Source organism: Mycobacterium talmoniae (assembly GCF_001854525.1).
In the GTDB taxonomy this organism is placed as follows: Bacteria; Actinomycetota; Actinomycetes; order Mycobacteriales; family Mycobacteriaceae; genus Mycobacterium; species Mycobacterium talmoniae.
Map to the genome: position 1 here is coordinate 1 of NZ_MLQM01000098.1, position 19,624 is coordinate 19,624.

Genomic DNA, 19,624 nt, shown 5'->3' on the forward strand with positions numbered 1-19,624 from the left:
AGGTCACCACCGACGCGGTGCAGTTGTTCGGCGGCGCCGGCTACACCACCGACTTCCCGGTCGAACGCATGATGCGCGACGCCAAGATCACCCAAATCTACGAAGGCACCAACCAAATCCAACGCGTGGTGATGTCGCGGCACCTGCTGCGCTAGGCGGCGTTGACCGCCAGCAGTCGCAAACGTCCCCAATTCTGGTGGGAAATGGGGACTTTTGCGTCTGCTCGGCCTAGGGTTGCTGCCATGACACGCCAGTCCAGTCAGGCCGTGGTCCGCGCGGCGCGCACCGCGTTCATCGACACCGTCGACGGGCTCACCGATGCGGAGTTCAACGACGGCCCGACCCTGTGTGCCGGGTGGTCGCCGCGGGATGTGTTGGCGCACTTGATGGGCACCGCTGAGGTGGGGCCGTATCTGCGCGCGCCGTGGCGGCTGCACCGGATCAACGAGGAGTTCGTCGCGGCCGGGCGCCGGCGGGACCGGGCGGCGCTCATCGCGGCCGCCCGGCAGTGGGCGGAGTTGCCGAAACCGGTGGATCGCGCGATATGTCGGCTGCTGCTCGGCGATGTGGCGATGCACCACCAGGACGTGCTGCGCGGCCTGGGTCGCAGTCGAGTCCTGGACCCGGTGGAAGAGGCCGCGATCTTTTTCGAGGGCGTGTCCCTGACCGTCCAGAAGGCGCAGCCGACCCTATTCAAATACCGGGTGGAGCCGACCAACGGCATCGGCCGGGCGTTGGGGCGCGGCATCCGGGTGCGCGGCACCGCCGAAGCACTGGGGTTGTGGCTGGGCGGCCGCGACGTGACCGACGTCGAATTCGATCGCTGAGCGGCCCCGTTTAGCCTGGAGCAATGCTGTCCGCGGAACCCGAACCCGATCCGAGCCGCACCTCGAGCATCTATCTGGCCGCCGCGGAGGCCGGTACCGGCAAATCCACCCTTGCGCTGGGCCTGGTCCACCTGCTGGCGGCGTCCGCCGGACGGGTCGGGGTGTTCCGGCCGATCGTACGGTCCCTGGACGAGCCCGACGAGCTGCTGGAGCTGTTGCTCGCCCACGCCACCGCCACCCTGGACGACGACTCCCGTTGTGTCGGCGTCACCTACCAGCAGGTCCACGCCGATCCGGCCGCCGCGCTCAGCGAGATCGTCGCCGACTATCACGCGGTCGCGCGGCACTGCGACGCGGTGGTGGTGGTCGGCAGCGACTACACCGACGTCGTCAACCCCACCGAGCTGAGCTTCAATGCCCGCATCGCGGTGAACCTGGGCGCCCCGCTGCTGCTGGCCATCAACGGCCACGACCGCGATCTGGACACCATCACCGCGATCACCGAACGCTGCCTGGCCGAGCTGGCCGCCGCGCACGCCCGCCCGGCGGCGGTGATCGCCAACCGGTGCGACCCGGCGCAACTGGACACGGTCACCGCGACGCTGGCCGGCCTCGGGTTGCCCGCGTTCAGCGTGCCCGAGGTGCCGCTGCTGGCCGCCCCGACCATGGCCGAACTATGCCAGGCGCTGGGCGGCACGCTGTACAGCGGCGACCCCGAGCTGCTGCGCCGCGAGGCCATGAGCGTGATGGTCGGCGGCATGACCCCCGAACACATCCTGGAGCGGCTGGTCGAGGGGCAGGTGGTGATCGTGCCCGCGGACCGCTCCGAGGTGCTGCTGGCGCTGGTGAACGCCCATGCCGCGCACAGCTTCCCGTCGCTGGCCGGGATCATCCTCAACGGTGGCCTGCTGCCGCACCCGGCGATCGACAAGCTGGTCAAGGGTCTGCAGCCGACGCTGCCGCTGATCGCGACCGAGCACGGCACCTACAAGACCGCGGAGTTGGCCTCCCACACCCGGGCCCGGATCCACGCCGGGGCGCTGCGCAAGGTGGACACCGCGCTGGAGGTGCTCAGCCGCCACATCGACACCACCGCGCTGGTGGAGCAGATGCGCGGACCGGCCCCGACGGTGGTCACCCCGCAGATGTTCGAGTACCGACTGCTGGAACGCGCCCGCGCCGACCGTCGCCACATCGTGTTGCCGGAGGGCGACGACGACCGCATCCTGCTGGCCGCCGGGCGGCTGCTGGCACGCGGCATCGTCGACCTGACCATCCTGGGCGCCGAGGCGGCGGTGCGGCGCCGCGGCGCGGAACTCGGGGTGGATCTCGCCGACGCGCAGGTGCTCGACCCCGACCGCAGCGGGATGCTGGAGCGGTTCGGCGCCGAATACGCCCGGCTGCGCGCCCACAAGGGGATCTCGGAGGAGCGTGGCCGCGAAATCATGCGCGACATCTCCTATTTCGGCACCATGATGGTGCACCTGGGGGTCGCCGACGGGATGGTGTCCGGCGCCGCGCACACCACCGCGCACACCATCCGACCGTCGTTCGAGATCATCAAAACCGCACCCGGGGTCTCCACGGTGTCCAGCGTGTTCTTGATGTGCCTGGCCGATCGGGTGCTGGCGTTCGGCGACTGCGCGGTGGTGCCCGACCCCACCGTCGACCAGTTGGCCGATATCGCGATCTCCTCGGCGGCGACCGCCGCCCGCTTCGGCATCGAGCCGCGGGTGGCGCTGCTGTCGTATTCCACCGGTGACTCCGGCGCCGGTGCCGATGTCGACAAGGTCCGCGCGGCAACACAACTGGTGCACCATCGGCAGCCCGACCTGCGCGCCGACGGACCGATGCAGTACGACGCGGCGGTGGAACCCAGCGTGGCCGCGGCCAAGATGCCCGGCTCGCCGGTAGCCGGGAACGCCACGGTGTTGGTGTTCCCGGATCTCAACACCGGCAACAACACCTACAAGGCGGTGCAGCGCACCGCCGGTGCCGTCGCGATCGGGCCGGTGCTGCAAGGCCTGGCCAAACCGGTCAACGACCTGTCGCGGGGCGCGCTGGTCGACGACATCGTCAACACGGTGGCGATCACCGCGATTCAGGCCCAAGGAGGCGCGGGGTGACGGTGCTGGTGCTGAACTCGGGATCGTCGTCGATCAAATTCCAGCTCGTCGATCCGGTGGCCGGCACCGCGGTGGCCTCCGGTTTGGTGGAGCAGATCGGCGAGTCCGGCAGCGGCATCGCCGACCACGCCGAGGGCATGCAGCGCGCCTACCAGATGCTCGACGACTCCGGGGCGGACCTGGCGGCGGTCCAGGCGGTGGGGCACCGGGTGGTGCACGGCGGCCAACGGTTTTACCAGCCGACGCTGATCACCGACGAGACGCTGGCCGAGATCGAGCGGCTCTCCGCGCTGGCGCCGCTGCACAATCCGGCGAACGCGATCGGGATCAAGGTGGCCCGCAAGGACTTTCCCGCTGTCCCGCACGTCGCGGTATTCGACACCGGGTTCTTCCATTCGCTGCCCGACGCCGCGGCCACCTACGCGATCGACCGCACCGTCGCGGCCGAGCACGGCATCCGCCGCTACGGATTCCACGGCACCTCACACGAATACGTCTCCGGGCGGGTCGCCGAGGTGCTGGGCCGGCCGCTGTCCGAGCTGAACACCATCGTGCTGCATCTGGGCAATGGGGCGTCGGCGTCGGCGGTGCGCGGCGGGGTGGCGGTGGAAACCTCGATGGGCCTGACCCCGCTGGAGGGCCTGGTGATGGGCACCCGCAGCGGCGACATCGACCCCGGTGTGCTGATGCACCTGCGGCGTGCCGCCGGCATGGAGGTCGAGCAGATCGACGAGCTGCTCAACCGGCGCTCCGGACTGAAAGGGCTATGCGGGGTCAACGATTTCCGGGAATTGCGGGCCCTGATCGAGGACGGCGCGGAGGGTTCGGTGGCCGCCCAACTGGCCTACGACGTCTATATTCACCGGCTCCGCAAATACGTCGGCGCCTACCTGGCGGTGCTGGGCCGCGTCGACGCGATCGCGTTCACCGCCGGGGTAGGGGAGAACGCGGCCAGCGTGCGCGAGGATGCGCTGGCCGGGCTGGACCGCCTCGGCATCGCCGTCGACCCGCAGCGCAACCGCGCCGACAGCCGCGACGCGCGGGTGATCTCCGCCGCCACCTCGCCGATCACCGTGCTGGTGGTGCCCACCAACGAGGAACTCGCCATCGCCCGCGCCGCGTGGCGGTTTGTGTAGCGGCGGCGGCCACTCACGTGTGTGGCCGCTGAGTCAATATTGCGGTGCAGTAATGGTTTTCGTTCGCTTTTGCTGCGCTGTCGCCTGGTGTCGGCACCGGTAGTCCGGCGTCGGCCAGCAGTTGGCTGAAGTAGGTGCGGGTGGTGCACCAGCCGCGGTCGTCCAGGTAGGTGACGAGATCGTTCCGTTCGCCCGGGTAGCCCAAACCGTCCAAGTGCACCTGCAGACCGTGCTGGTACCAGCGTTGGTTCGCGGCCTGCATGGCCTGTTGGGAGTCGGGAGTTTGCAGGAACATCTCCGCGAACAACCGGCTGCCGTCGGCACTAAGCTCGGTGATGTTGTCCAGCAGGCGGTCCTGTGCGTCGGGGGGAAGGAACGCCAGCAGGCCTTCGGCGACCCAGGCGGTGGGCTGTGCGGCGTCAAACCCGGCCGCCTGCAGCGCCGACGGCCAATCGTGGCGCAGATCCACCGGAACCGTGCGTAACTCGACGGTCGGCTGCGCGCCGAGCGCGGTCAGCGTGGTTGCCTTGAACGCCAGGACCGCCGGTTGGTCGATCTCGAACAGCGTCATGTCCGCCGGCCAGGACAACCGGTATCCCCGGGCGTCCAGCCCGGACGCCAGGATGACGGTCTGGCGGATCCCCGCGGCGGCGGCCTCGTCGAGGAAGGTGTCGATGTAGCGGGTCCGCACCGCCAGCAGGTTGGTCATCGGCTGCATCCCCCACGGGTGGTCGGGGATGTCGATGTCGGCGGCGTCGAGCTCCCCGGTCGCCCAGCGGGTGAAGAAGTCGATGCCGACCGCCCGCACCAGCGGTTCGGCGAACCGGTCCTCGATGAGGCCCGCGCGGGTGGCGCGGGCCCGGCCGGCGGCCACCATCGTCGCGGTCGCCCCCACACTGGTGGCCAGATCCCAGCTGTCGTCGTCGGTGCGCGCCATGGTCGCCAGCCTACGAGCCGGCGTCTGCGCAGCCAACGGTTCCCTGACGGGAGCGTCAAATCTGCAGGTAGTGTCAGCTCAACCCGATGCCGAGTCCGCGCCAGGGGCGGTCCGGCGCGGATTGCGGATACCATCGCTGGGTGGAGATCGTGAGCCCCGCTAACCGTGCCGAGTTGGTCGACGCCGCCTGTGGGGTCGCCCACGATCACGACCATGTGCACGCCGCGCCGGTGGTGCACGACGCCGGCTGGCACCGCGCCGCCCGCTGGGCGCGGCGGCTGGCCTGGATCAGCCTGGTGCTGGTGGCGGCCGAGGGTGCGGTCGGACTGTGGCAGGGGTTAGCGGCCGGGTCCATCGCATTGACCGGGTGGGCGCTGGGCAGCATCCCCGAGGGACTGGCCGGCGCGATGGTGATCTGGCGGTTCACCGGTGCGCGCACCCTGTCGGACACCGCGGAACGGCGCGCCCAAATCGGTGTGGCGGTGTCGTTTTGGCTCAGCGCCCCCTACATCGTCGCCGAATCGGTGCGGCACCTGTTCGGGGAGCACCACGCCGAGACCACCCTGATCGGCATCGCGGTGACCGCCGTGGGGGTGGTGGCGATGCCGATCCTGGGCCGGGCGCAACGCCGGCTGGGGGCGCGGCTGTCCTCGGCCGCCACCGCCAGCGAGGGCGTGCAGAACTACCTGTGCGCCACCCAGGCCGCCGCGGTGCTGCTGGGCCTGGCCGTCACCGCGCAATGGTCCGGCGGCTGGTGGCTGGACCCGGTGATCGGGCTGGGTGTGGCCGTCGCCGCGGTGTGGCAGGGTGTGCGGGCCTGGCGCGGCGACGACTGCGGCTGTTAGCTGGCTTAGTTGGCGATCGCGTCGACCGGGGTCCCGTTGGTCTCCAGGTCCACGCCGCCGAGCTCCGAGTCGGTGAGCCCGGACAGGTCGACATCGGGGCTGGTGATCCCGCCCAGCGCCTCGATGAGCTGCTGCACCTTGGCCGCTTCGTCGTCGCTGGGGGTGCCGCCGGCTTCCAGCTCGTCGGGCAGCTCCGGCCGCAGGCCGGCGCCGCTGGCGGCCTCCGCGGCCGACAGCTTGGCGCGGACGCGCACCGTGTAGAGCTGCTGACCCAGGGTCGCGTTGGGGGCCGCGGCCGCGCGGGCCATCAAGTCGTCGTATTGCCGGCGCACCTCGCTGAGGGTGGTGATCACCGTCGAGGTGGAGCGGCTGTAGCACGCCGCCTCGGTCAACGAGGCACGCAGTTTGCGCAGACCGGTCAACACCACCTCGGCCCGCTTGGGGAACTTCTTGTCCTCGGGGAAGGGCAGCGATTCGATGGCCGCCCGATACATGTGCATGGCAGCCTCGGCGACACCGACAATCACATGTGCTTCACCGTTTTTGGGATCAAACTGGTTCACGGATGCTCAATTCTGTGCTGCTGTCCAAGGGACGAAGGTCACGGTAACCGCGCCGTGGAACGTTACAGTGTGGGCCGGTCGATGACAATGGGCGTCGGCGTCGTCAGTGCCCCGGGCCGGTCAGAAATTCGTCGTTGTGCTGGCCCGCCGCCGGCGGCGGATCGGTGGCCGCCGCGGTGAACGACGCGTAGCGCGCCGGGGTGCGAATCACCGTGACGGCGTCGTCGCCGTCACCGACGGTGAGGGCCAGCTCGTTCTCGCCGAACAGCGGGGTGCCCACCACCTGCTTCCAGGTGAACGGCAGGCAGGCCATAACGCCGTTGCGGCGCAACACCTCGACCCATTCGGCGGCGGGGCGGGCGGCCAACGCGGCCTCCAACTCGTCGGTGAGCTCGGCGTAGTTGATCGACCGGGATCGCTGGTCGGCGAACCGCTCATCGTCGATCAGGTCCGGGCGCCCGATGGCGTGACACAGCAGCTGCCAATGCTTGGGCACATACGCGCTGAGCACCAGATACCCGTCGGCGGCCCGGAACGCGTCCGACGGTTGAGTGGCGAACCCAACACTTTTGCGCCGCTTGGCATTCGATGCCGGCGCGGCCTCAGTTCGCCGGTTGAGGTGCACGGTTAGCTGATTGGTCTGCAGGCCCACCGCGACGTCGTACATGGCGACGCGGACGACATCGGCGACCCCGTGCCGCTCCCGGTTGAGCAGGGCGGCCAGCACCGCTTGGGCCAGCACGTGCCCGCTGGCGTTGTCGACCAGCTGAAACGGGATGATCTGCGGTTTCCCGTCGGCGGTGCGCATCCCGGTGGTCATGCCGGCCTCGGCGGCCACCATCAGGTCGACGCCCGGGCGGTCCCCGTGCGGGCCGTTGCCGCCGAACGCCGACAGCCGGGCATAAACCAATCGTGGGTTGCGCGACTGCAATTCGGTGGGGCCCAGGCCCAGCCGCTCCATCACCCCGGGCCGGAACCCTTCCAGGATCACGTCGGCGGTGTCGACCAGCCGCAGGATGTGGTGGTGGGCCTCGGGGGTGGTCAGGTCCGCCGTCACCGACTTCTTGCCCCGGTTGTTGGGCAGAAAGTACGTCGCCAGCGGGGGCCGGCCGGGCAGCACCGAGGTGATCTGCCGGGCCGCCTCACCGCCGGGCGCCTCGACCTTGATGACCTCCGCACCCAAGTCGGCCAGCACCTGCCCGGCCAGCGGGCCGGCCACGTTCTGGGTGAAGTCGAGCACGCGAAACCCATCCAGGGGTTTGGGACCGTCCGCCATACCGGGCCAGCCTACCGACCGGCCCGACGCGCGTTGACTCTGCGCTGACCAGGCGGGTTACTCGAACTTTTGTCTGGTGGACGCAGAGTCAACGCGAAAGCCCAGAGCGTCAGCCGTGCCGGAACCCCTTGCCGGCGCGGTCCAGCGGGTCGGGCCCCAGCCCCAAAAAGGTGTCCCGCAGCCGATCCCACAGCTCCAGCTGCCCGAAGGCCGGTTCGTCGCGCAGCTGTTGATCGTTGGTGAGGAACGGGTTGGGCAGCATCAACGTCATCATCTGCTCGTCGCGGCCGTTGTAGAGGCGGACACCCCACGAGGTGGGGCTGCCGTCGCTGCCGATGCGGCGATACAGCTCGGCGCGCGCGCACCGGCGGATCCGGCCCAGCTCGGGGCCGCTGGCGGTGTGCTCACCGATGCACAGGTGGAAATGCCAGCGGCCGAAATCGACGGTGGCATACCCGTCGTACATGCTGATGCGTTTGGGGGCGTTGGGGGCGGCCACCTCCCAGGCCGCGCCCTGCATGATGATGCCGAACCAGATCTCGTCCCAGTACTCGTCGAAGCACAGGTGGATCAGCTTGAGCAGGTTTTCTTCGTCGGCCGGTAGCGGCCACAGCTGTTCACGCCCGCCGTCCTCGCCCTCGACGATCGGGGGAGTGGCGGTGATTGAGTCGGTCATCTCGCTGCCTTTCTCGGTGTCGGTTTTTTGGTCAACGCGCAGTCGCCGCACAGCCCGCCGCCGGGGGTGCGGTAGTACAGACAGCAGCTCAGCCGGCGGTAGTCGGTGTCGGTGGCGAAACGCACCGCGCCGGCCAGTCTTTCGTCGGCGCAGATGCTGCGGGCCAGCCGCCAGCCGGGCCCGGGATCGGCGCCGCGGCCGTCGAACACCCTTGCGGCGCCCAGGGCCGCCGATGCGGCGTTGCCCCACAACAGTTTCTCCGACATCGGGTGCAGCTCGCGCAGCGCGGCGGCCAGCGGGGCCAGGTGGCCATCCAGCACGCCGGCGCTCAGCGCCGGCTCCAGCTCGTCGCCGCGCCAGCAGACCGGGTCGTGCAGGTGCAGCCGGAGCTGGCCGTCGGCCTCCGCAAATAGCAGCGGGTCCAGATCGACCAGCAGTCGGTGCCCGGCGAGCGCGCCGAGCCCGATCGACCACAGCCGGGCGGCGAAGCCGAGCTGAAACGTGGAGGCCGCGACCCGCGGGTGCTCGGTGTCGAGCCGGGTCTGCACCGCGGCGACGATGCGCGCCAGCAGCGCGCGGTCGGTGTAGAGCTGGCGCACCGGTCGCCAGTCGCCGTCGGGTGGCGGCCCGGTGCCGACCGCGAAGTACGGGCTGATCTGCGACACCTGCGCCAGCGCCGTGGCCGCGTCGGCCTGCGGTAGGCAGCGCCGCGCGCTGGGCGGCAGCGCGCGCAGCAGCGTGGGCAGGGCACTCAGCGTGGTCGCCGCCGGGCGGCGGGCGCCGGCGCGGACCGTGATCGCGGCGGGATCGGTTGCGGTGACGACGATCTCGGCGGGCTCGTGTGGCCGCCAGCCCTCCCGGGCCAGCAGCCGGTGCAGCGCGGTGCGCAGCGGTTCGGGTGCGGCGATGCGGGCGCTGCGCCGAATCCCGGTGGCGCGCAAGGCGAAGGTGCCGCTGGCCGGGTCGAACCGCAGGGTGTCACCGTCGAACAGGGCGCCGATCCGCCCGGCCAGCAGGAGTTCTTCGGGGATCGCGTCGACCAGGGTGCCGTCGGCCAGCAGCCACACCCGGTCGGCCACCCGCAGCGCGAGTTCCAGGTCGTGGGTGGACATCACCACGGTCAGGTCCTGCTCGCGGGCCAGGTTACGCAGCAACTCGACCAGTCCCGCCCGCGACGGCACGTCCAGGAACGCGGTCGGCTCGTCGAGTACCAGCAGCCCCGGCTGCTGGGCCAGCGCCCGCGCGGTCAGCACCCGCTGCCGTTCGCCGTCGGACAGTTCGGCCGCCGGCCGCGCCGCCAAATGCTCGGCGTGCACCGCCGCCAACGCCCAATCGACGACGGCGTCGTCGCCCGGACCCAGCCGGGCGGACAGCCCCAGGTGCGGGATGCGGCCCAGGCCGGCGAGTTCGCGGGCCGACAGCAGTCCGGGATCGACGCGGTCGGTCAGCACCACCGCCACCCGGCGGGCCGCCTCGTGCAGCGTCAACCCGCCGGTGTCGGTGCCGTCCAGCAGCACCTGCCCACCCAGCGGCGGCTGCAGCCCGCACAGGGTGCGGATCAGGGTGGACTTGCCGCAGCCGTTGGGGCCCAGCAGCACGGTGAGTTCGCCGCGGTGCGCGACCGCCTGCAGCCCGGCCGCGATCGTGGTCCGCCGCCGCCGGGTGCGGTATCCGATGCTCAGGTCGCGCAGCGCGACGCCGGGGTTCATCGCTCCAGGCCCAGCCCGCGGCGGCTGCGCAGCAGCGCGACGACCACGATCGGCGCGCCGAGCAGCGCGGTGACGGCGTTGATCGGCAGCACCGCGTCGCTGCCCGGGACCTGGCTGACCAGGCCGCAGGCCAGCGCGACCGCCGCCCCCATCAGCACCACCCCGGGCAGCAGCACCCGGTGATCGGAGGTGCCCAGCGCCAGCCGCGCCAGGTGCGGCACCGCCAGCCCCAGAAACGCGATCGGTCCGCAAAACGCCGTCGTCACCCCGGCCAGCAGCGACGCCGACGCGACCGTGATCAGCCGGGCCCGGGCCACGTCGATGCCCATCGAGCGGGCGTAGCCCTCACCGAGCAGCAGGGCGTTGAGCGGACGGACCGTCAGCGCCGCCGCCGCCAGCCCGACCGCCACCAGCGGCAGCAGCAGCCGCAGGTCGGCCCAGCTGGTGCCGGCGAAGCTGCCCAGCCCCCACACCAGGTACTGCTGGATGCGCTGCGGATCGGCGTAGATCAGCAGCACGCTGACGATCGCGGTGCTGGCCGCGCCGACCATCACCCCGATCAGCAGCAGCGTGGCCGCCGACCGCACCCAGCGGGACAACAGCAGCACCACCGTCAGCACCGCCGCGGCCCCGGCCGCGGCGGCTAGCACCACCCCGGCGCGGTCGCCGGCGCCCAGCCCGGCGGTGAACCCGGCCCCGGCGCCGACGCCGATCACCACCAGCGCCACCCCCAGGCTGGCGCCGGAGCTGACCCCCAGCACGTACGGATCGGCCAGCGCGTTGCGAAACAGCGTCTGCATCTGCAGCCCGGCCACCCCGAGGCCCGCACCCGCGGCGGCCGCGGTGCACACCCGCGGCAGCCGCAGCGTGTGCACCACCACCTGCCAGCGCGGGTCGGCCGGGGCGGCGCCGACCAGCACCCGCAGGGTCTCGCCGAGCGGCACCCGCACCGGCCCCACCACCAGACCCAGCAGCGCCAGCGCCGCGACACCGGCGGCCAGCGTGACCAGCAGCACGGTCGGGCGGCTCACGCCGCGACCTGGCGGTAGAACACGAAGTGGTGGTCGGCGTGCCGGTCGGGATGCAGGATCGCGGTCAGGTCGGCGAGCACCAGGTCCGGGCGGGCCGGCCCGCGTTCCCAGTAGTCGTTGCCGCCGCCGGCGCCGATCGCCTTGGCCGCCGCCCAGATGTGGCCGTCGCGGACCGCCGCCAGCTCGCCGTAGCGGGGGTCGGCCGCGAGCACCTGCGCGGTGCTCGCCCAGTCGGTGGTCACCAGCCACAGCGGGGCGTGACCGGCCCGGGCGTAGACGGATTCGAAGTTCAGTTGCAGGCTGCCGGTGCCGGGCTCGGCGGCCCACGGGTAGCGGCCGCCGGCATCGAGCACCAGCCGCCCGGCGTAGTCGCCGCCGGCGGGCATCGACCAGCTGCCCTGATACATGCTGCCCAGCAGCACATCGACCGGCGGCGCGGCGGCGGCCTCGGCGGCCACCGCGCGGTAGTCGGCGCGGACCCGGTCATAGATCCGGGTGGCCGCCTGCTCGGTGCCGGTCAACGCGGCCATCACCTTGATCCACTCGGCCCGGCCCAGCGGGGTGGCCTCCAACCACTCGGCGTCGGCGATCACGCCGATGCCGGCGTCGCGCAGCTTGGGGTAGCTGGGATCGTCGAGGCCGCCGGTGATCAGCACCGCCGGGCGCCCGGCGATCACCGCCTCGACGTTGACCTGCTGGCCCGGGGCGTACGCCACGATGTGGCCGTCGTCGATGCGGTGCCGGACCTGCGGATCCACCACGGCGGCGGTGGTGGCCACCCCGGTGATCACGTCGGTCTGGTGCAGTTCGGCGAGCATGCCCAGATGCGTCGTGGAGGCCGAATACAGGCTGTCGACCGGCACGCTGACCCGCGGTGCGTCGGCGAGCTCACCGGTCAGCTGCGGGGCCGGCGCGCCGCAGCGCACCAGCACATACGACTCGGGGTGACCGTGCGGATAGGGCTGGTTGACGGTCAGCACCTGGTAGCTGCGGTGGTAGCTCAGGGTGAAGTTGGTGGCCTCGGTGATCGTCGACTTGTCCGGAAAGTAGTCGGTGTCCGGGCGGAAATCGGTGATGCAGTCCCGGCGCTCGGTGGCCGCGGCGTGGTCGGGAGGCACCGAGCAGCCGCCCAGGCTCAGCGCTAGGACGGTGGCCACCGCCAAGGCCACCAGGCGCCGGTCAGCTCGGGCTTGCTCCACAAGGACGCGATGCTACTCAGGACTCCGCATGCCGCCGCGACAGCCAGCTGATCACCCGGCCGAGGAGGATCAGCACCAGCACGAACACGATCAACAACAACGCCGCGTCGTAGGACAGCGCCCGAGCCGACGCCGACGGCAGGTTGTAAAACGTCCAGATCGGATAGGTCAGGTAACCGACCGGGGAGTCGGTGAGCTTCCCGGTCGGCGCCGACGTCGACCAGCCCGCGGTGTACAGCAGCGGCGCGGTCTCGCCGATCGCCAGCGCCAGCGCCACCAGCATGCCGGTGACGATGCCGGGGATCGCCGCCTTGAGCACCACCTTGCGCAGCGTCCAGCCCAGCGGCAGGCCCAGCGCCTCGGCGCCCTCCCGGTAGGAGGTCGGCACCTGCGACAGGGCGGACTCGGTGGCCTTGGTGATGTACGGGATGCTCATCACCGACAACGTCAACACGCCGGCGGCCAGCGAGAACCCCCAGTGGAAATACACCACCAGGGCCACGTAGCCGACGTAGCCGAGCACGATCGACGGGATGCCGGAGAGCACCTCATAGGCGCCGCGCAGCACGGACCGGGTTCGGCCGGTGGCGAATTCGGACAGGTAGATCCCGGTCAGCACGCTCACGGTGCCGCCGACCAGCAGCACGCCGAGGCCGATCACCACGGTGCCGATGATGGCGTTGCGCAACCCGCCGCCGTTGCCCTGGGTGTTGGTGACCAGCACGTTCCAGTGGAAGACCGGCACGGCGCGGCTGACCACCCCGATCAGCATCCACAACGTCGGGCCGATCACCACCGCCAGGCAGCACAAACAGGCCGACCAGGCCAGCGTGTTGACGATCTTGCGGCGGGTCACCTCACACCCCTCGTCCCACCGGCAGCGCGGTGCCCGACGTCCGGCGCACCAGGGCGCGCGCGGCCATGTTCGTCAGCAACGTGATCAGCATCAGCACCAGGGAGACCTCGGCGAGGGTCTTCACCGCGAACCCGGTGAAGTCGGTGAACGCCGAATCCAGTTGTGACACCACGGTGGCGGCGATGGTGGTCATCGCCGAGTAGATGGTGGTGGGCATCGCCCCCAACGCGGCGCCGGACACCATCGCCACCGCCATGGTCTCGCCGAGCGCGCGGCCCAGCCCCAGCACCACCGCCCCGATGATGCCGCTGGACACCCACGGCAGCGTGACCCGGCGGGCGCACTCCCAGTCCGACATCCCCAACGCGACCGCACCCTCGCGGGGCAGCACCGGCACCTGCTGGATCAGATCGCGGGTGGTGCTGGCGATGATCGGGATGATCATCACGGCCAACACCAGGCCGGACACCAGCATCCCCTCGCCGTTGCCGGTATCGCCCCGGAAGTAGCTGAGGATCGGGACGTCGGGGGCGTGGCGGGCGATCAGCGGCGCGACATCATGGGCGATGACCGGGCCGAAGGTGATCGCCCCCCACAGTCCGACGATGACGCTGGGGATGCCGGCCAGCAATTCCAGGGTCATCCCGACCGCCCCGGCCAGCCGTTTCGGCAGCCGCTGCGCGAGCACCAGCGCCGCCCCGATCGACACCGGAACCGCGATGATCAGGGCGATCGCCGAGGTGGCCAGGGTCCCGACGATCAGCGGCAACGCCCCGTAGTCGACGCCGACGGGGTGTTCGACACCGCGGGTGACGACGGAGTCGCCGTAGGTGTTGCCCGGGTTCCACGCGGTGTGGGAGAAGAAGTGCAGCCCGTTGAGTTTGATCGCGGGCAGCGCCTCCAAAAACAGCGTGACCAACACGAACACCAGCGCCAGCAACGGGACGACCGCGCTGGCCCCACCCAGCCAGCGGATGGCCAGCCCGGGGCGGCCCCGGACCCGGCCCAGCGCCGGCCGGGCGACGGTCGCGTCGCCCGCGGTCATCGGGTGCGTCCTGCGCTGCGCATCCCGATCAGCCGGTGATCTTGCCGATTTGGTCGGTGGACAGCTTCGCGACCGGCTCCGGCAACGGCTGGAAGTGCACCTTGTCCAGGAAGGTGGGCTTGTTGCCGTCGGTGATGGCCCAGTGCAGGAACGCCTGCACGGTCTGCGCGGTGGCGGCGTCCTTTTGCTGGCTGTTGACGATCGCGTACTCGTAGTTGACGATCGGGTAGCCGTCCGGCGCATCCCCGTTGATCAGCGAGACCGCTTGGTTGGCCGGGGTTTTGGCGGCGAAACCGGCGGCGGCGGCCTGGATGCTGTGGGCGTCGGGCAGCAGGTATTTCCCGGCCGCGTTGGCCAGCTGGGCCTCACCCAGGCCCTTCTGGCTGGCCTGATCCAGGAAGCTGATCCCGATGTAGGCCACGCAACCCGGGGTGTCGGCGCACGCGGTCACCATGCCGCCGTTGCCGTTCTCGCCGAGCGCGCCGGGCACGTCGGGGAAGGCGACGGTGGTGCCGAAGCCCGGTGATTTGCCCCAACCGTCGGGGTCCTGCTTGGACAGGTACTGGGTGAACAAGAAGGTGTCCCCGGAGCCGTCGGAGCGGTGCAGCGGCACCACCGGGGTGTCGGGCAGGTTCAGCCCCGGGTTCAGGCCGGCGATCTGCGGGTCATTCCAGGTCTTGACCTTGCCCTCGTACATGGCGGCCAGCACCTTGCCGTCGAGCTTGACGTGTTCGGTGACCCCGGGCAGGTTGTAGTTGATCTGCTGGGCCGAAATCGCCAGCGCGATGTTCATCAGCCCCTTGTGCTCCTTCATGTCCCCTTCGGACAGGTAGGCGTCGGAGGCGCCGATGTCCACCGCCCCGGCGGCGGCCTGCGAGATCCCGGTACCCGAACCGGTGCCCTGGGCGGTGATCGTGACGTTGGGGTACTGCTGGCGATAGGCCGAACCCCACTCGTTGAACAGCGGGTAGAGCAGGGTGCTGCCGGTCTCCGACAGCGTGATCTGCGACGACGCCGGCGTCGTCGCGACCGGACCGCCGGCCGCCGGATTCGACGAATCCTCCGATGCGTTCGACCCGCAGGCCGCTGCGGCCAGAACCAGTGGCGCGGTGGCCGACATGGCCAACAGCGCACGCACACGAACCTTCACGTGCCCCACCTTTCTCTCGATTTCCTATTCGCTGCTGACGTTCGACGGTGAGCCCGCGGTCGGTCGAAACGGGGCGAAGTAGCGGACGGTTTCCTCATGCTTGGGGGAGGAGAACAACTGCTCGGTGGGTCCCTCTTCGATCAGCTTGCCGTCGAAGAAGAAGGCCGTGCGGTCGGCGATGCGGGCGGCCTGGGCGAGATCGTGGGTCACCATGATCACGGTCAGCCGGCTGGTGAGCGAGCGGATGAGTTGTTCGATCTTTTCGGTGGTGGTCGGGTCCAGCGCGGAGGTGGGCTCATCGAGCAGCAGCACCTTCGGGTTGACCGCCAGCGCCCGGGCCAAACACAGCAACTGCTGCTGGCCGCCGGATAACCGGAATGGGGAATCGCCGAGCCGATCCTTGACCGCGTTCCACAGACCGACCTCGGTGAGTCGCGCCTCGGCGACGTTCTTGAATTCCTTGCGCGGCACCATCTTGTGGGCGCGCACCCCGGCAACGACATTGTCCCTAATCGACATCGGGAACGGATTGGGGCGCTGAAATAGCATGCCGATACTGCGGCGAAACTCCATCAGGTCGCGGACATTGAAAATGCTGCGCTCACCCAATAGCACCTCACCGCTGTAGCGGTATCCGGAGACTTTGTCGTTCATCCGATTCAGGGTGCGCAGTAACGTCGTCTTCCCCGAACCGGTCGGCCCGAGCATGGCCGTGACGGCTGCCGCGGGAAACTGCAGATTCACCCGGTCGAGCACGGTTTTCGCACCGAAACCCAGGGTGAGATCGACCGCCGACATGGCCGGGGCATCGCCGGTTTCGGTGTCGCGCTGTTCGGGATGCATTACCGCCATGCTACTTCTTGCGCCACCCTTCCTATCCCGGTTCGCGGCGCCGCTTCGGCAAGCACCGCAAGAATCTTCGTCGTGGCCGCGGACATCGTTACTTCTGCCCGGTGATTTTGGCGATTTGGTCGGCGGACAGCTTCACCACCGGCGCCGGCAACGGCTGCAGGTGCACCTTGTCCAAGAAGGTGGGCTTGTTGCCGTCGGTGATCGCCCAGTGCAGGAATGCCTGCACGGTCTGCGCGGTGGCCGCATCGGGTTGTTGGCTGTTCACGATCGCGTATTCGTAGTTGACGATCGGGTAGCCGTCCGGTGCGGAACCACCGATCAGCGAGATCGCTTGGTTGGCCGGGGTTTTGGCGGCGAAGCCGGCCGCGGCAGCCGCAATGCTCTTCGCGGTGGGCAGCAGATAGCGGCTGGCGGCGTTGCCCAACCTGGCCTCGCCCAGCCCATTTTGGTCGGTGGCGTCCAGCGAGGAGAGGCTGATGTAGGCGACGCAGCCGGGGGTGGCCGCGCAGCCGGTGACCATGCCGCCGTCGCCGGTTTCGGCCAGCCCGCCGGGCACGTCGGGGAAGGCGACGGTGGTGCCGAAGCCGGGTGATTTGCCCCAGCCGTCGGGATCCTGGTTGGCCAGGTATTGGGTGAATAAGAAGGTGTCCCCGGAGCCGTCGGAGCGGTGCAGCGGCACCACCGGGGTGGCGGGCAGCGGCACCGACGGATTGAGGGCGGCGATCTGCGGGTCGTTCCAGGTTTTGATCTTGCCCTGATACATGGCGGCCAGCACCTTGCCGTTGAGCTGCAGGTGCTGGTGGACGCCGGGCAGGTTGTAGTTGACCTGCTGGGCCGAGATCGCCAGCGCGATGTTCATCAGCCCGGCGTGCTCTTTGAGGTCCCCTTCGGACAGGTAGGCGTCGGACGCGCCAATATTGACGGCACCGGCAACCACTTGGGAGATCCCGGCCCCCGACCCGCTGCCCTGCGCGGTGACGGTGACGTTGGGGTACTGCTGGCGATAGGCCGCGGCCCAATCGCTGAACAGCGGATAGAGCAGGGTGCTGCCGGTCTCCGACAGGGTGATCTGTGCCGACGCCGGTGTCGTGGCGACCGGACCGCCGGCCGCCGGATTCGACGAACCCTCGGTTGCGGTCGACCCGCAGGCCGCTGCGGCCAGAACCAGTGGCGCGGTGGCCGATACGGCCCACAACGCACGCAAACGACCCTTCACGCCGGCCCCTTAGTTTGTGCCGCGATTTAGCTACGCATGCTACTTCGTTCCGCCCGGACGCCGGCGTTACTTCCGCCAGGTCGGTGGCCGTCGAGCACCCGCGTGACCGGCTGCCCGGAAATCTGTGGCGGCCACCGCAACCCGAACCAAACCGAATGGTCGACGTGGGGTTTCCCGGCCGAATTGGTCCGCGGGCGCCGACGTGTCGGAACGAGCAATGACCCGGTGCGATCAGTGCCGGCGTGTAATGTGGCTGTCACCTTGGCTTGTAAGAGGAGTTCCGTGAAGTTCAACCGATTTGGGGTCGCGCTGAGCTTGCTGGCCATCAGCGTAACCGTGTTATCGGCGTGCGGTGGCGGTTCAACCGACTCGTCATCTGGGGCCAGCGCGAATGTGGACTGCGGCGGCAAGAAGAAACTCAAGGCCAGCGGGTCGACCGCGCAAGAGAACGCGATCGAACAATTTGTCTACGCCTATATCCGCGCCTGCCCGGGCTCCACCGTGGACTACGCCGCAATTGGCTCCGGCAAAGGCGTGGAGCAGTTCATCGGCAACGAAACCGACTTCGCCGGCTCCGACGTGGCGTTGGATCCGTCCAAGGGCGAGACCGATCGGGCGTCGGCGCGGTGCGGTTCGCCGGCGTGGGACCTGCCGGTGGTGTTCGGTCCGATCGCGGTCACCTACAACATCAACGGCGTGACGTCGCTGAACCTGGACGGGCCGACCACCGCGAAGATCTTCAACGGCGCCATCACCACCTGGAACGACCCGGCGATCGCGGGGCTCAACCACGGCACCAACCTGCCCGCGACGCCGATCACCGTCATCTTCCGCAGCGACAAGTCCGGGACCACCGCCAACTTCCAGAAATACCTCGACGGCGCCTCCGACGGCGCGTGGGGCAAAGGGGCCGGCGAGGAGTTCAACGGCGGCGTCGGTCAGGGCGCCGCGGGCAACAACGGCACGTCGGCGCTGCTGCAAAGCACCGACGGTTCGATCACCTACAACGAGTGGTCGTTCGCGGTGGGCAAGCAGCTGACCATGGCCTCGATCATCACCTCGGCGGGCCCGGATCCGGTGACGATCACCACCGACTCGGTCGGCAAGACGATCGCCGGCGCCAAGTTCCAGGGACAGGGCAACGACCTGGTGCTGGACACGTCGTCGTTCTACAAGCCCACCCAGTCCGGTGCCTATCCCATCGTGCTGGCCACCTACGAGATCGTTTGCTCGAAGTACCCGGACCCGTCGACCGGCCCCGCGGTCAAAGCGTTCTTGCAGGCCGCCATCGGGCCGGGTCAAGACGGCTTGGACCAGTACGGATCCATTCCGCTGCCGAAGTCGTTCCAGGACAAGCTGTCGTCTGCGGTGGACGCCATCTCGTGATGAGAGGTCATCGTCGGGTGGTTGCCAGGCGAAGGGAGCGGCGACGGTGAACGACACCGGGCGAGGGTCGCGGCTCGGATCCCAATTCGGGCCGTACCGGCTGCTGCGGCTGCTGGGCCGCGGCGGCATGGGTGAGGTCTATGAGGCCGAGGACACCCGCAAGGGCCGGGTGGTGGCGTTGAAGCTGATCTCCGAGCAGTTCTCCGGTAACCCGGTGTTTCGGGCGCGGATGCAGCGGGAGGCCGACGCGGCGGGACGGTTGACCGAACCCCATGTGGTGCCGATCCACGATTACGGCGAGATCGGTGGGCTGCTGTATCTGGATATGCGGCTGATCGACGGCACCGATCTGTCGACGCTGCTGAAGCGATCCGGACCGTTGACCCCGGCCCGGGCGGTGGCCATCGTGCGCCAGATCGGCGAGGCGTTGGACGCCGCGCACGCCGCCGGGGTGACCCATCGCGATGTAAAACCGGAAAACATCCTGATCACCGGCAACGACTTCGCCTACCTGGTGGATTTCGGCATCGCCCGGGCGGCCGCCGACCCGGGGCTGACCCAAACCGGGACGGCGATGGGGACCTACAACTACATGGCCCCGGAACGGTTCTCCGGCAACGAGATCACCTCCAGCGCCGACGTGTATTCGCTGGCCTGCGTGTTGGCCGAGTGTTTGATCGGGGCGCCGCCGTTTCGGGCCCAGAGCGTGGAACAAGCGGTCGGCGCGCATTTGACGGCGCCGCCGCCGCGGCCCAGCCAGCTGCAGCCGGGCCGGGTGCCGCCGGCATTGGATG

The 19,624-nt window shown here is 69.7% G+C and carries 19 protein-coding genes; 7 read left to right on the forward strand and 12 right to left on the reverse strand.

The annotated features are described in order from the left end of the window. The 4 genes from BKN37_RS27895 to BKN37_RS16925 form a co-directional block, all read left to right on the forward strand. Positions 1-155: acyl-CoA dehydrogenase family protein (locus tag BKN37_RS27895; protein ID WP_278184958.1), on the forward strand; the 155-nt coding region annotated here is incomplete at its 5' end. A gap of 87 nt (positions 156-242) precedes the next feature. Continuing rightward, positions 243-827, forward strand: coding sequence for a maleylpyruvate isomerase family mycothiol-dependent enzyme (locus BKN37_RS16915; protein ID WP_071027927.1), 585 nt, complete (start codon positions 243-245; stop codon positions 825-827). Between the two features lie 23 nt (positions 828-850). Further along, a complete protein-coding gene (pta, locus tag BKN37_RS16920) occupies positions 851-2,953 on the forward strand; it encodes a phosphate acetyltransferase (RefSeq protein ID WP_071027929.1) in 2,103 nt (700 codons plus the stop codon). Continuing rightward, the gene (locus tag BKN37_RS16925; RefSeq protein WP_071027930.1) at positions 2,950-4,089 is read left to right on the forward strand and encodes an acetate kinase; all 1,140 of its coding nucleotides are present in this window, start codon (positions 2,950-2,952) and stop codon (positions 4,087-4,089) included. The genes pta and BKN37_RS16925 overlap by 4 nt, the downstream gene beginning before the upstream one ends. 13 nt (positions 4,090-4,102) lie before the next feature. On the opposite strand, the gene BKN37_RS16930 is transcribed toward BKN37_RS16925, so the two are convergent. After that, a complete protein-coding gene (locus BKN37_RS16930) occupies positions 4,103-5,026 on the reverse strand; it encodes a class I SAM-dependent methyltransferase (protein WP_071027932.1) in 924 nt (307 codons plus the stop codon). A 233-nt stretch (positions 5,027-5,259) separates the two neighbouring features. Here BKN37_RS16930 and BKN37_RS16935 point away from each other — a divergent pair, with 233 nt between their 5' ends. Then, entirely contained in the window at positions 5,260-5,871 is a 612-nt protein-coding gene (locus BKN37_RS16935; protein ID WP_242657280.1) for a cation efflux transmembrane domain-containing protein, read from the forward strand. Between the two features lie 5 nt (positions 5,872-5,876). On the opposite strand, the gene BKN37_RS16940 is transcribed toward BKN37_RS16935, so the two are convergent. The 11 genes from BKN37_RS16940 to pstS (BKN37_RS16990) form a co-directional block, all read right to left on the reverse strand. Then, the gene (locus BKN37_RS16940) at positions 5,877-6,398 is read right to left on the reverse strand and encodes an XRE family transcriptional regulator (RefSeq protein ID WP_242657279.1); all 522 of its coding nucleotides are present in this window, start codon (positions 6,396-6,398) and stop codon (positions 5,877-5,879) included. Positions 6,399-6,537: 139 nt separating this feature from the next. Beyond that, complete coding sequence (locus BKN37_RS16945) at positions 6,538-7,710, reverse strand: CoA transferase (protein ID WP_071027936.1); 1,173 nt, start codon at positions 7,708-7,710, stop codon at positions 6,538-6,540. A gap of 109 nt (positions 7,711-7,819) precedes the next feature. Then, entirely contained in the window at positions 7,820-8,386 is a 567-nt protein-coding gene (locus tag BKN37_RS16950) for a DUF7676 family protein (protein WP_071027938.1), read from the reverse strand. Further along, positions 8,383-10,095 carry an ATP-binding cassette domain-containing protein gene (locus BKN37_RS16955; protein ID WP_071027940.1) on the reverse strand — a complete coding sequence of 571 codons (1,713 nt, stop codon included), beginning with the start codon at positions 10,093-10,095 and terminating at the stop codon, positions 8,383-8,385. The genes BKN37_RS16950 and BKN37_RS16955 overlap by 4 nt, the downstream gene beginning before the upstream one ends. Beyond that, the gene (locus BKN37_RS16960) at positions 10,092-11,126 is read right to left on the reverse strand and encodes an iron ABC transporter permease (RefSeq protein WP_071027942.1); all 1,035 of its coding nucleotides are present in this window, start codon (positions 11,124-11,126) and stop codon (positions 10,092-10,094) included. Before BKN37_RS16960 ends, BKN37_RS16955 begins: the two co-directional genes overlap by 4 nt. After that, positions 11,123-12,325 (reverse strand): ABC transporter substrate-binding protein, encoded by a 1,203-nt coding sequence (locus tag BKN37_RS16965; protein ID WP_207547253.1) that lies wholly within the window; start codon positions 12,323-12,325, stop codon positions 11,123-11,125. The genes BKN37_RS16960 and BKN37_RS16965 overlap by 4 nt, the downstream gene beginning before the upstream one ends. Positions 12,326-12,341: 16 nt before the next feature. Next, positions 12,342-13,181 (reverse strand): phosphate ABC transporter permease PstA, encoded by an 840-nt coding sequence (pstA, locus tag BKN37_RS16970; RefSeq protein ID WP_071027944.1) that lies wholly within the window; start codon positions 13,179-13,181, stop codon positions 12,342-12,344. Position 13,182: 1 nt separating this feature from the next. After that, entirely contained in the window at positions 13,183-14,226 is a 1,044-nt protein-coding gene (gene pstC, locus BKN37_RS16975) for a phosphate ABC transporter permease subunit PstC (RefSeq protein ID WP_071027946.1), read from the reverse strand. A gap of 28 nt (positions 14,227-14,254) precedes the next feature. Further along, entirely contained in the window at positions 14,255-15,346 is a 1,092-nt protein-coding gene (pstS, locus tag BKN37_RS16980) for a phosphate ABC transporter substrate-binding protein PstS (RefSeq protein ID WP_071027959.1), read from the reverse strand. Positions 15,347-15,400: 54 nt separating this feature from the next. Then, positions 15,401-16,228, reverse strand: a complete 828-nt coding sequence (locus tag BKN37_RS16985; RefSeq protein ID WP_194074175.1) for an ATP-binding cassette domain-containing protein — start codon at positions 16,226-16,228, stop codon at positions 15,401-15,403. A gap of 88 nt (positions 16,229-16,316) precedes the next feature. Beyond that, positions 16,317-17,444 (reverse strand): phosphate ABC transporter substrate-binding protein PstS, encoded by a 1,128-nt coding sequence (gene pstS / locus BKN37_RS16990; RefSeq protein ID WP_071027951.1) that lies wholly within the window; start codon positions 17,442-17,444, stop codon positions 16,317-16,319. 282 nt (positions 17,445-17,726) lie between these two features. Between pstS (BKN37_RS16990) and pstS (BKN37_RS16995) the strand changes: the two genes are divergently transcribed. Both pstS (BKN37_RS16995) and BKN37_RS17000 read left to right on the forward strand, forming a co-directional pair. Then, positions 17,727-18,830 carry a phosphate ABC transporter substrate-binding protein PstS gene (pstS, locus tag BKN37_RS16995; RefSeq protein WP_071027953.1) on the forward strand — a complete coding sequence of 368 codons (1,104 nt, stop codon included), beginning with the start codon at positions 17,727-17,729 and terminating at the stop codon, positions 18,828-18,830. Between the two features lie 46 nt (positions 18,831-18,876). After that, positions 18,877-19,624 (forward strand): serine/threonine-protein kinase (locus BKN37_RS17000; protein ID WP_131823632.1); only part of this gene is annotated, 748 nt, incomplete at its 3' end.